Source organism: Paenibacillus sp. J53TS2 (genome assembly GCF_018403305.1).
Taxonomy (GTDB): Bacteria; Bacillota; Bacilli; order Paenibacillales; family Paenibacillaceae; genus Fontibacillus; species Fontibacillus rhizolycopersici.
On record NZ_BOSK01000010.1, the window covers coordinates 92,809 to 105,598 of the forward strand.

Below are 12,790 nucleotides of genomic sequence, written 5' to 3' on the forward strand. Positions count from 1 at the left end.
GTGGAGGGATCCATCATGTCATTACCCTATGTTTATTCGCTAATTTTTTTTATCGCTTTTGCTATTTATTTTATGATGGGGATTTATACGATTTCTCTCAACGCGAAGAGGATGTTAAATCGCCTATATTTTGTTGCCTGTATAGCTCTTGCTGTATGGGCATTTTGTTTCTCCATCGCCAATTCAGCGCAGGATGCGGAGATCGCTCTCTTTTGGCGCAGGCTGGCATCCATCGGTTGGGGAACCGTATATAGCATCCTCCTGAATTTTTATCTCATCGTGACGGAAAGGAAGGCCCTGCTGAAGAAAAAATGGCTGTATGTGCTCTTGTACCTGCCTGCGTTGGTGAACGTTTTGGCATTTGGTTTGAGTGATGCGGCTAAGGGACAGTACACCCTAGTTCAGACTCCAGTAGGCTGGGTGAACGTTTCAGCGAACAGCTGGGGGGATTGGTATTTTAACCTGTACTATGTTTTATATACGACGGTGGGATTGTTGCTACTCTGGAATTGGGGGAAGCGGACAACAGACCGGGTGAAAAAAAAGCAGGCGTATCTATTCATGTCCTCCTATATCATCGCTATGATCTTGGGCACGATGACAGATATGATTGTGAATACCTATACTTCTTATACGATTCCTCAGTTGGCACCTGTGATCGTACTTTTACCGACCACAGCAATTTTCTATGCAATCCAACGGTATGGCCTTATGGGGCAAGAAAAAAGCGATCGGGTTGAACCCGGAAAAATCTTAAGCGAAGTGAATATGAATCGATTTATCAAAATAATGTCATTCGTGTGCATCCTTGGAGGCATGTTGAATTTCGCGTCACAGTATTTTTTCAACCAGAAGCTTCCCCATCTCAACACGATATTATTATTCAGTTGTTTCCTGTTCGCCGTAGGAGCTGTATTGATCCTCATTAAATCTCTACCTATTCACGAGGGCATTAAAGAGTATAGTTTTGTTCTGATTATGCTCATGTCCATCCTTCTAATCTCGGTTAACTTTATCGAGACGGCCAGTATTACCGTATGGGCTGCCCCGTTTATTGTGATCATGCTCTCGGTGCTGTTTAACAAACGTTTGATGATTTTTTGGATCGGGATTTCGATCTTGGTTATGCAAGTCTATATTTGGGTGAGAATTCCGAAGTCCCTCGTCCAGGTTGACGGTTCGGATTATCTGACGAGAATTGGCATCTTATGTATCACACTTTGGTTAGCCTATTTCGTCAACCGAGTCTATATCAAGCGGCTTGAAGAAAATGAAGAGCAGATCCGGTTTCAGAAGATGGTCTCTCGATTTTCGGGTAATTTTGTTAAGGTCACCGAATCGGATTTGGATGAGAAAATCGACGACCTGCTAGAGCTGAGCGGAAAGTATTTTCATGTCGATCGGACGTATTTCATCCATTTATCTGAAGGTCAGAAGATCCATGAATGGTGCAGCGAAGGGATCGAATCCACGGCAGACCGTATTCCCGAGTTGCGTGGCGAGTCTTTTCCTTGGTGGATGAACGAGATGCTAAAGACGAATGTGGTGAATGTTACGAATGGGGACATGCTGCCATCAGAGGCCTGTGCGGAAAAAGAGATGTTCCACGCTCATCATTTGAAATCGTTGGTGTCCATAACGGTAACCAATAAAGGCAAAATTCTAGGTATGTTGTTCTTCGCATCGGTTAAAGAGGCAAAAATCTGGGGGAGAACCCATCAGGAATTGCTGAGAATACTGTCAAATATATTGTCCGACGCACTGGTCAAAGTGGAAGCTGAAAAAGAAATAAGCCACATGGCGTATTATGACGCCTTGACCGGGTTTCCCAATCACACTTTGTTCAAGAAACAGTTGGAGCAGACTCTTCAACATGCGAATGAAACCGGTAAACGCGTGGGAGTTCTTTTTATTGATTTGGATTCATTTAAAACCGTGAACGATACCATCGGCCATCTGGGCGGAGATGAGATGCTGAAACAGGTGACCCACCGGCTATCCGGATGTTTGCGACCGCAGGACATGGTATCGCGTTTTGGCGGAGATGAATTCCTGATCCAACTTGCCGAAAGGGAACGAGTAGAAGATATTCTTGCCATCACGGATACGATCATGAAGACGATCTCTCAGCCTGTGATCGTCAAAGATCAGGAGTTCTTCATTACAGCTAGTGCAGGTATCGCATTATATCCTACTGATGGCGAAAGTACAGAAGAGTTGATTCGAAATGCCGATCTGGCAATGTACGCTTCGAAAGAAAGAGGGAAGAATCAATTTACTTTATGTTCTTCGGCCATGAAAGAGGAAGTGCTGCAAAAAACGCAGCTGACAAACAGTCTTTACAGGGCCTTGGATCGAAATGAATTTGTTCTCTACTATCAGCCTCAGGTGAATGTTCAAACCCAAGAAATTGTAGGTCTTGAAGCTTTAGTTCGTTGGAATAACCCAGAGTTAGGGTTGATTTCGCCAGCTACCTTTATTCCTTTAGCAGAGAAAACGGGGCTCATTATTCCGATTGGACAGTGGGTTCTAGAGACCGCATGTCGGCAGAACAAGCTGTGGCAGGAGATGGGGTTGCCGCCTGTTCGTATGGCAGTGAATCTCTCGATGGTCCAATTCCAGGATCGGAATCTGTATCGTATTGTAAACAGAACGCTTCGTGAAACGGGGCTGGAATCGAAGTACTTGGAGCTTGAAGTCACTGAAAGTACAGCAGCAGATGGGGAAGATGCGATTATCCAAGTGCTTCATCGTTTGAAGGAACTCGGAGTCACCCTCTCCATCGACGATTTTGGATCCGGTTATTCCTCTTTGAGCCGATTGAAGACATTGCCTGTAGATCGGATCAAAATAGACATGCAGTTTGTACGCGGCATATTACAAGGGAATGAAGACGAAGCGATCGCAAAAACGATCATTCAACTCGCAAAAAACTTGAAGCTGAGCGTGATCGCCGAAGGCGTCGAAAGCAAGTCGCAATTTGATTTTTTCAATCAATACGATTGTGACGAAATCCAGGGGTATTATTTCTTTAAACCGATGCCAACAGCTGAAATCGAGGCGATTTTGGTGAGCCGATCGCAGTGATGCGTCCATTTTATCCTCCGCAGATATTCGCAGGGTACATTTTCCTATAATGATGTTATGATCTAAATAATTAGCATGTTTATGTCGCATTTTGTAGATTGGGGTCGGATTCGTCATGAGGGGTATTCTTCGATTCGGTTCACGAAAGATTTTGCTTTATGTAGCTGCTGCCATTGTTGTTGGTTTGGTGGCAAGTTATGCCGTTATCCCTGCGCCGGATTCCCCAAAATTTCAAAGTGAAGAAGGCATTCTAGATTTAACGCAGGTTCGCATCAGTGAGAATCCGCAAAAGTTAAATGGGGAGTGGGAGTTCTATTGGCAAGAGTTGCTGTCGCCTGAGGACATACAGAATCGCTTAGCCAGGGACGGAAGTCATGGCCGCTGGATCCATATCCCAAGCTCCTGGCTGGGCTATCGGCTAGATGACCAGCAGCTGAACGGTACAGGGTTTGCAACCTATCGGCTGGTCATCCAGCTTAGCGAGCAGGATCGAAACGAGCGGCTTGCTCTGCGGCTGCCGACCATTTTTCATGCGTATAAATTGTGGGTGAATGGCGAGCTGCTGGCCGAAGTCGGTGTCGTTGGTCAGGACAAGCGCAGTGTGACACCGCAACTCGCAACGCGGCTGGTGTTCTTCCAGCCCGAAAATGACACGGTGGAACTGGTGATGCAAGTATCCAACTTTCATCATAAACGAGGCGGCATCACCAAGTTTATCGAGTTGGGCGGCAGTGATGTGCTAACGGTCAAGACCCATCTGAACATCGCGGGTGAAATGTTCGTGACCACAAGCCTGCTGTTGATTGGCATCTATCACCTGCTACTGTTCGTACTACGACGCAAAGACAGGGCTCCCTTGTATTTTGGGTTGTTCACCTTGTTGTTTGGCATCCGATCCTTGCTGGTTGGCGAGCACTTGCTTACCCAATTGTGGCCGGCGTTTCCATGGGAAATTCAATTCAAGATAGAGTACCTGACCCTTTGCAGCGGGGGGTATATTATCACCAAGTACTCGAATAGCATTTTTCCGAATTCCGTGTCGCGATGGTTTCGTCTTGGCTCGGAAATCGTAACGGGTGCACTCTGTCTAGTTGTTGCGGTATCCCCTGCACTTTTTTATACCAAATTATTAACGGTAATCGGTGTGGTCGTTGTTCTGCACATGGTGTATCTGATGGTTGGGCTGGTTCAATCGGCGGTACGGCGTATGGAGGGAGCGCTATTTTTCCTATTGGTGTCGATGGTTGCTTTGGTTACGGTCATCAATGATTTTCTATATTTCAATGAATCGTCACCCATCGGGAACACTTCTCCGCTGGGTTTGTTGGTGTTTACGATCGCGCAGATGTTTCTGCTTTCTTCCAGATTTACGAGGGCGGCAACTAACGAAGAAAGGATTGCACGTCAATTACAGGACGCGAACAACAAGTTGACCGAAATGAATATGAATTTGGAACAGACCGTGTTGGAGCGTACGCAAGCCTTATCCGTAGCTCATGATGATCTCCGCTCATCGTATGACCAGTTGCTTCTATCCGAGCAAGGGAGAAAAAAGCTCCTTGCCTATATTACGCACGATCTGCGTTTGCCGCTGTCCAGCATGCTTGGGTATGTCGAAGCTGTGCGGGATAGGGTCAAGCCGGAACGCGATGAACAGTACTTGAAATATATCCGGGATAACACGATAAGGATTAACCGCATGATCGAGGAGTTGTCCTTCTTATCGCATTTGGAGACAGGACAAGTCTCGTACCGAATGGAGCCGGTCCATATCGTTCACTTCTTGCGTGGGTTTTATGAACAATATGAGCTAGTTGTGCGCGACGCGGGGCTTAATTTCATGCTGGATGTCGGAGTTGCGGAAGACCAAGGACCTGGCTCTTCTGTTGTAGAGCTGGATGCGCAAAGACTGGAGCAGGTATTGTTCAATCTGGTGTCGAACGCAATGAAGTTCTCCTCTAGAGGTGGTGCGGTACGTATTGCACTAGCCGTGAAAGAGGAGAATGAGATCCGCAATGCAATCATTAGTGTGCAAGACACTGGAATGGGTATCCCGCCAGAGCAGCTTGAGCAAATCTTCAATCGCAATTACAGGGTTGATCGACCGGGCATGGAAAATGGAGTAGAGGGAAGCGGGCTCGGGCTGGCGATTTGCAGGGAGATCGTGCAAGCACACGGAGGGACGGTTCGAGCGGAGAGCGACGGCGAAACGGGGTCGATCTTCTATGTATCGCTTCCATGCATTCAAGAAGACAGAAGGTGACGACGGGAAGGACACGTACAAATAAATGATGATACTCGATGATGCCCCCCATATGAGTGAGGTGCGATGCAAGCACAAACTTAAAGATTTCTTTGAGTTTCCCAAATCGGCAAGTCTACCGTGATAGTATAGTGGAGATCTTTGACGAGTCTTGTAGGTTTCGGGGGGGCGGGTATGTTAATAAAGATGATTAGACTTTTATCCTTCTCTGATAAAGGTGCTTCTGCGAAGGAAGTTACGATCCGTGCCGACTTCGATAAGCTTGATGACTTTGGCACAAATTATGCAGGTGGAATTCAAGTGGGCAATACATCTGTAAATTATATCGGATCATTGCCTCATGGAAAGTCAAGAACGGCGCTCCGATTTGAATTGCCCCCTCAGGTGAAGGAGATCCGAAGAGCAACCTTAAGGGTGTATGTAACGGGTACATTGAATACGCCATCTGTTAAGTTATATGGTACGGATACGGTTGATTGGACGGATGATACGGATGCATTTCCTGATGGTTCGATCGCTATCCCCCTTACAGGTGAGGAAGAAAATAATCATTTTGAGTCTGGGAAATGGAAGGAATTTGTCGTTACTGATTATGTGAAGGATCAATTGAAACGTGCACAGAATGAGTATGTTTCCTTCATTTTTGAAGGCAATTCATCTGGCGATGGACACAGCGAAATCACGATTAAATCGACTAACAATGCGAATCAAAGGCCTGAACTTGTCCTTGTGAGTTAGGGTTGGTGAGTCATAGCGGCGTAGGGATACCTTCCTTGCGTCGCTTTTTGATTACCTAAAAAGTAAGTTTTTTATAAGAATTGATTAAGAAAAAGGAAAGTTCCACTAGATATCATTTAACTAACGATGAAGGGAGAGGTTAAACCAATGAAAAACAGAAAGAGATTTAAATTTTGGAAAGTAGTAAGGAATATTCTTTTCGCTATCGTAACCGTATGTGTGGTTTGGTTCATGATCCATCTTGTGATGACGAAGTATGAACAACAAAAATATCCGGCAAGAGGGGAATTCGTTGAAGTAGAGGGTAAGCAAATGCATGTTTATACAAAGGGAGAAGGGGAAAATACGATCGTTTTACTAAGCGGACTTGGAACTCCAGCACCCGCAATGGATTTTGAGCCTTTGATTAATGAATTGTCAAAGACAAATAAGGTGGTCGTCGTAGAGGCGTTCGGATATGGATGGAGCGATACAACCAACAGGGGGCGAACGGTGGAGAACATCGTAGAGGAAACAAGGGCTGCATTGCAACAATCCAACATCAAAGGCCCTTATATCTTGATGCCTCATTCCATTTCCGGAATTTATAGTATGTATTATGCCAATCGGTATCCTGATGAGGTGAAAGCTATCATAGGCATAGATTCTACCTTACCTCAAATGATGGAGTATTTCGGTGAATCTGCTTTTCCTACGATGCCTAACTATATGAGCTATCTGGCGCCATCGGGTATTGCAAGATTCATGGTATACTTCCAACCCAATGAAGTTCTGCCGCATGCAGAGAAGGGAACCTATACAGAAGAAAACCTCAGAATAACAAAGGCGATCTCTGCCTGGAAAACCTACAACAAAAATGTAGTTGCCGAAATGAACGAGTTAAAGAATAACGTGGATAAAACCAAGAATATGACATTACCGTCGGATCTGCCTGTTATGATCTTTACTCCTAAGGAAGACAATGTATTTGGCAAATCAAAAATCAGTTTCTATCAAACCCAATTGCAACATGTAAATATGAATCAACTCGTAGTTCTAGAAGGAGAGCACTATTTACATTGGATGCAGTATAAGGAAATGAGCAAATATGTGAATGGGTTCCTCGACTCCATGTCTGGAACGGTTCATTGAACTTGGTTGCCAAAGCACCTTGCAAGAGCAAACTTAAAGTTTTCTTTAGGTTTCCTAAATGGGCAATTCTACTATGCTAAGATATAGGAAAATATTTGTTGGGAGAATTTTCATGAAAAGATTATTTTCTAGTCTTATCATTTTCACGATGTTTAGTATGTTTTTTTCGTCAGGGGACATAAATGTCGCAGCCTCCACGGGTGAGGATCCCAGGTTTGAAGCAATTCATATAACGGATACGACAGCTACTTTAGAATGGGACCCCATTGATGGGGCAGTAAGTTATTCATTACAAATTAACGGGACGGCACTCTTTGACTTTACGCCAAACAAGTTCCGTCATGATGTGACAGGTTTGAACCCTAACCTGGCACAAACAGCGATTCTATTTTACAAGGATGCGGATGGCGGGACCTTCCAATTAGAAGAGTATGAGTTTACCACGGAACCCTTAATTATAGCGCCTCCAACTAATCTAAGGGTCTTGAATGTAACAACGAATAGTGCAGAAATCCATTGGGTAGGACATCCATATGCAATAGAATATTATATTTCTGTCGATGGCGTTTATGCAGGAAGAGCAGAGAGCAGTCCTTATTTGATGAATGATTTAACAGCGAATACTACCTATAACGTTGAAGTGGTTGCATCCAATCTCCTCCAGAATTCGCCTGCGGCTGAAATCGAATTCACAACCGGAAGTTCTTGGCCGGATGCTTCGGTCGTGAACTTGAGAGCAGAGGCTGTAACAGCTACGACTGCAACATTAGTGTGGAATGAAATTCCTACTGCCACGGAATACCACTTATCGGACGGTGAGGATTTTGAGCAGAGTGTGACTGCTGTTACTTATGGGCTTACAGGGCTATCCCCGAATACAAGCTATACCTTCTCATTGATTGCTAGTAACTCGATAGAATCTTCAAGTGAATATACCTATACGTTTACCACTGCTCCAGCGACACCTGCCGCACCAACAGGCTTGACGGCAACAGCGGGTGACGCAAAAGTGAGTCTTGCATGGAACTCAGTAACGGGTGCGGGGTCCTATAACGTGAAGCGCAGCACAACGTTAGGTGGTTCTTACACTACAATAGCAGCCAATATAGCAGCAACGACCTACACAGATACAACAGCAGCCAACGGAACGACCTACTACTATGTAGTCAATGCGGTGAATCCAGGATTGGAAAGTACCAATTCCAACGAAGTGAGCGCGAGGCCGGCTGCAACCGTTGTTGGACCCACACAGCCAGGATCAAAAGACGATTCATCCAATCCATCCGGTGAAAATAACAGTCCGGTCCTAATCCCGAAACCACCAGGAGTAGAAGACGGTTCAACCAAGCGAACTGATGACAATAACAGTACGGTTATATTAAAGGTTACCTCTACAATAGAGCAGACCGCAGACGGTAAATCCGTTTCGAAGATCACCGTTGATCCGGTTGATTTGCAAAAAGCGATGGATGCGATGAAATCAGCTTCAGGCACGCCGAAAGTTGTGATTCAAGTACCTGGTAACACGGAGTCAACGAATTTTCAGCTTAACGCTACAGTGGTTGCCGGTATCCAAGCCCAAGTTCCATCCGCTGTGATTTCTGTACAATCTGATAGCGTGACTTACGATCTTCCTGCAGAAGTTCTCGATATTCCGGCTATCGCGAAGAATATGGGAGCAGAAGCGGAAGACCTTAATATCAATATTACCATTGATAAAGTTACCGGTGCGACCGCTGCGGAAATTGAAAGGGCAGCGAAGCAATCCGGACTACAACCGATTTCTGATCCGGTGGACTTTAATGTAACAGTAGAATCACCAACAACTGGCCAATCAACATCGATAAATGATTTCGGAAACACCTATGTAACCAGAACAATCCATTTAGCCCCAACTTCAAACAATGCAACGGGTGTCCTATACAATCCAGGTACGGGTGCATTTTCGTTCGTTCCGGCTACCTTTGAAACGAATAACGGGAAAACTGTAGCGACGCTTAAGCGTAATGGCAACAGTATTTACGCCGTTATTGAATATACCAAAACCTTCGACGATTTGAGCGGACACTGGGCCAAAGCAGATGTAGAATTGCTCGCATCCAAACTGGTGGTTGAAGGAGTATCGGATGATCGTTTTGCACCGGAAAGTCAAATTACCCGCGCTGAATTTGCATCGCTCTTAGTACGTGCAATGGGGATCTCGGAAGACAACACTTCTAAATTCCTGGATGTGAAACCTTCAGATTGGTTCGCAGGAGCGGTCAATGCAGCAGCCAAAGCAGGATTTGTTGATGGTTTTGAAGATGGCACCTTTAAACCAAACGCCAATATTACCCGTGAGGAAATGGCGGTGATGATTGCTCATGCTATGAGCTTCGCAGGCCAACAGCCAGCTGCCGATGTAAAGTCCTGCCCGTATTTACTGACAGTCCACTCGTCAGCAGTTGGGCTACAGATGCCATCGCTCAATCTGTAGATGCAGGCGTGATTAACGGCAGAACGGCTACCACCTTCTCGCCTAAAGAGAATGCAAGCCGCGCAGAAGCTGTGGTGATGCTGAAGCGGATGCTTCAAACCTTACAGTTTATCAACTAGAAATGAAGGCTATAATCGTAAAGAGGGGCGGCAAGCCCCTCTATTTTGTTACTTGCGTGCCTAGAGGCGAACATTTTTAGCGCAGGCTTAAAGTTTTCTTTATATTTCACAAATGGGTTGGCCTACCATGATAAGATAGGTTTGACTCCAGATACCAAGCAGAGATTACCGGGATGCTGTTTCTATTGCTCCCTTGCATTCGAGAAGAGGGAAGGTGACGACGGGATGGACACGTACAAAATTATGATCGTCGATGATGACCCCCATATCTGCGAGATTGTTCAGGCCTATTGCGAGCGAGAAGGCTTCATATCAACCTACTGTCATAACGGGGCAGAAGCTAGGATGCTGCTTACGTCGTTCGAACCAGATTTGATTGTACTGGATGTACTGCTGGCTAATGAAAACGGCATTGATTGGTGCAGGAACGTACGGGGTTACACCAATGCGCCGATTGTGTTTCTGAGCAGTCATGAAGAAGACGAGGTGAAAATCAGTGCACTATCCGATGGCGGCGACGATTATGTGACCAAACCGTTCAGTCCTGGAGTCCTCATGGCCAAGATCAAGGCTCATCTTCGCAGAGTGTCGACGGGTAGAAAGGAGCAACTGCTGGAGTTGCCGGGTTTGACGCTCGACTTCTATGCACAGTCCGTCATCATGGGGAGTGAGACCATCTTTTTATCGAAAAAGGAGTTCAGTCTGCTGTCCTTTATGGCACAAAACGTGAATCGTGCCGTCAGTGTCGATGCGTTGTTTCAGCTCGTCTGGGGAACGGAGAGTCTGGAGGATACGAGAACGGTCGCTGTACACATCAGCAATTTACGCAAAAAAATTGAGATTGACCCTGCTCATGCGGAGCGAATTGTTACGGTTCGGGGGACCGGATATATGCTGGTTGCCAGAGGCGGGACGTAAGAGCAAACCTAGCGATAAGATTGGTAAGTAAAGGCGGCGTAGGGATGATCTCCCTTACGCCGCTATTTTTCTAGGGTATATTGTTTCCTTGCTATGATTACGCTCTGCTTCATCCTTATATTGCTAGGAATAGGTCCACAACGTCTTGAATATCTTGTTTCGTAGACATAGGCGTTCCCATAGGATTGGTTCTGGATTCCTGATAAGCCAAACTAAGTTCATCTAAGATTGCATCCAGATTTGAAGCATCCACTCCGGTGATGCCGGCGCTAGCGAATACTTCTACGGTTGGGCGAGATCCTCCACCGAGGGGATTCAAATAATCATAGATTGCAGTTACCATCATTTCTTTAATCGTCTCGTTAACAATCGCTTGAATGTCAGCCAATGTTCTTGGAAGTGGTAAATGTGTTGTTACAGCAGGGTCCAAGTAGTATTGGACGCTGTAGAGGTTCACAGATGTGACCCCCGTAACACCTGCATCTGCAAACGTCGATTCATCAACGCCGGTCCAATCCCCGGATTCCGCTGCTTCATTGATCAATTGTAGTGGCGTTTTGGATAGTGCAGGCGTGACATTACCGGTATATTGAAGGGTTGCGGTTGCCGGCGGCGTTGCCGAATCTGTCGCGCTAATCGTAAAATCATACGCACCGCTCACGCTTGGGGTTCCGGTAATTGCACCTGTACTTGGATTCAAAGTCAGCCCAGTAGGCAGTGCGCCACTTGTTACTGCATAAGTAATGGCTCCCGTTCCTCCAGACAGCTTCGCTACGCTGCCACTATAGAGTTGTCCTTCCTTTAAAGGAGGAATGGAGACGGGTAAAACGATAGGCGTTGTGACCGTGTAATCAAATCTAGCCACCGAACTATTCTTTGATCCGTCCTTCACGGCGATTGCCTTGATCGTTGTATCGCTTGTAATGGTGATCGGAACCGTATACAGTGTGCTGGATGTGGTTGGTTCACTTCCATCCGTCGTATAATACACCGCCGCAGATACGGTTACCGTAGTTAAAGTGACTTGCGTCCCCGATGTCACAGCGCCACTTGCAGGCGTAGCCGTTGGAGTCGCAACAGTAGGCTGTACTGGCTGCTGCGGAGCTGGAGAGGATGAAGACGAATCTGGCTGTGTAACTGGAGAGGAAGATGGCCCTGCTTGTTGTTTCTTTTCTTCTTCCGCTTTCTTCAGTTCTTCTTCCTTTTTCTTCTCTTCTTCGATCTTCTTTTGTTCTTCCTCTTGTTTCTTCGCTTCAACCTGTTCTTCAAATTTCTCCTTGGCTTCGTAAGCGCCCTCAACGAGCTGACCGCGTGTTGCAGTGGTCTTCCCGCCGAACGTCCCGTCCGCTCCGTTTTCCAACAATTTTTTTTCCAACGCTAAGGCGACATACCCTTTTGCCCAGTCAGATACCGTCGTATCACTTACGCCCGGTGTTGCCTTGGCCTCCGCATCCTTTCCCAGCCCGCGAATAAGAAACGTAGCTAGCTGCTCCTTGGTTACTTCACCCGCCGGATTGTAGCTGCCCTCCCCATATCCGTCCGTAATGCCCGCGGCTTTCACTGCTTCGATATAAGGCAATGCGTAACCATTGGCAGGGTCATCGGCTTTGACGTCGGAGAATGAAGATGACTTTAAGTCTTTATCCACATCCAAATTGAAAATCAACGCCGCAACCTTGGCGAATTGCGCTCGGTTCATTTCATCCTTGAGGCCGAAGGTGCCTTCAGCCACACCTTCGAATATACCCGCGGATATCATCTCATCGAACTTGGCTTTCGTTGCCGCGTCCAGATCCTTCAAGTCCGTAAAATCGGCTGAAGTCTTCGTAGCAGCAGCTGCGTGATTGGCCAAGTAATCGGCGGAAATGAAGCAAAGCAGCATGGTCATCAATATGCCGACAACTTTTTTCTTCATCAAATGCCCTCCTGTCATGTGATAAATGTCATTATCCTTATTTCGGTTATTTTATCATAGTACTTTAGTCTATCTGTGAAACTTAAAGAAAACTTTAAAATCCACTTGCAGACAAGGCACATTGGGAAAAACGGGACCTGGGA

General features: G+C 46.1%; 8 protein-coding genes. 7 read left to right on the top strand and 1 reads right to left on the bottom strand.

The genetic code is table 11. From position 1 onward, the window contains the following. The first annotated feature begins 15 nt into the window (after positions 1-15). The 7 genes from KJS42_RS19345 (at position 16) to KJS42_RS19375 (ending at position 10,732) form a co-directional block, all read left to right on the top strand. Complete coding sequence (locus KJS42_RS19345) at positions 16-3,087, top strand: EAL domain-containing protein (RefSeq protein ID WP_213623837.1); 3,072 nt, start codon at positions 16-18, stop codon at positions 3,085-3,087. A gap of 115 nt (positions 3,088-3,202) precedes the next feature. Beyond that, positions 3,203-5,350: a sensor histidine kinase gene (locus tag KJS42_RS19350; RefSeq protein WP_213623838.1), complete on the top strand. Its 2,148-nt coding sequence runs from the start codon at positions 3,203-3,205 to the stop codon at positions 5,348-5,350. 174 nt (positions 5,351-5,524) lie between these two features. Continuing rightward, on the top strand, positions 5,525-6,088 hold the full coding sequence (locus KJS42_RS19355; protein ID WP_213623839.1) for a CBM96 family carbohydrate-binding protein: 564 nt from the start codon (positions 5,525-5,527) through the stop codon (positions 6,086-6,088). Positions 6,089-6,235: 147 nt separating this feature from the next. Beyond that, positions 6,236-7,219 (top strand): alpha/beta hydrolase, encoded by a 984-nt coding sequence (locus tag KJS42_RS19360; protein ID WP_213623840.1) that lies wholly within the window; start codon positions 6,236-6,238, stop codon positions 7,217-7,219. A 112-nt stretch (positions 7,220-7,331) separates the two neighbouring features. Continuing rightward, positions 7,332-9,695 (top strand): S-layer homology domain-containing protein, encoded by a 2,364-nt coding sequence (locus KJS42_RS19365; protein WP_213623841.1) that lies wholly within the window; start codon positions 7,332-7,334, stop codon positions 9,693-9,695. Beyond that, on the top strand, positions 9,680-9,814 hold the full coding sequence (locus KJS42_RS23380; RefSeq protein ID WP_368858226.1) for an S-layer homology domain-containing protein: 135 nt from the start codon (positions 9,680-9,682) through the stop codon (positions 9,812-9,814). Before KJS42_RS19365 ends, KJS42_RS23380 begins: the two co-directional genes overlap by 16 nt. Positions 9,815-10,039: 225 nt before the next feature. Beyond that, entirely contained in the window at positions 10,040-10,732 is a 693-nt protein-coding gene (locus KJS42_RS19375) for a response regulator transcription factor (protein ID WP_155606577.1), read from the top strand. A gap of 115 nt (positions 10,733-10,847) precedes the next feature. Here the strand turns inward: KJS42_RS19375 and KJS42_RS19380 are convergent, their stop codons facing one another. Continuing rightward, positions 10,848-12,647 carry a chitobiase/beta-hexosaminidase C-terminal domain-containing protein gene (locus KJS42_RS19380; protein WP_244868550.1) on the bottom strand — a complete coding sequence of 600 codons (1,800 nt, stop codon included), beginning with the start codon at positions 12,645-12,647 and terminating at the stop codon, positions 10,848-10,850. Positions 12,648-12,790: the final 143 nt, after the last annotated feature.

Coding starts and splice junctions, on each gene's coding strand:
- KJS42_RS19365 (WP_213623841.1), top strand. CDS start 7,332: ATGAAAAGATTATTTTCTAGTCTTATCATTTTCACGATGTTTAGTATG.
- KJS42_RS19380 (WP_244868550.1), bottom strand. CDS start 12,647: ATGAAGAAAAAAGTTGTCGGCATATTGATGACCATGCTGCTTTGCTTC.
- KJS42_RS19355 (WP_213623839.1), top strand. CDS start 5,525: ATGTTAATAAAGATGATTAGACTTTTATCCTTCTCTGATAAAGGTGCT.
- KJS42_RS19375 (WP_155606577.1), top strand. CDS start 10,040: ATGGACACGTACAAAATTATGATCGTCGATGATGACCCCCATATCTGC.
- KJS42_RS19360 (WP_213623840.1), top strand. CDS start 6,236: ATGAAAAACAGAAAGAGATTTAAATTTTGGAAAGTAGTAAGGAATATT.
- KJS42_RS19345 (WP_213623837.1), top strand. CDS start 16: ATGTCATTACCCTATGTTTATTCGCTAATTTTTTTTATCGCTTTTGCT.
- KJS42_RS19350 (WP_213623838.1), top strand. CDS start 3,203: ATGAGGGGTATTCTTCGATTCGGTTCACGAAAGATTTTGCTTTATGTA.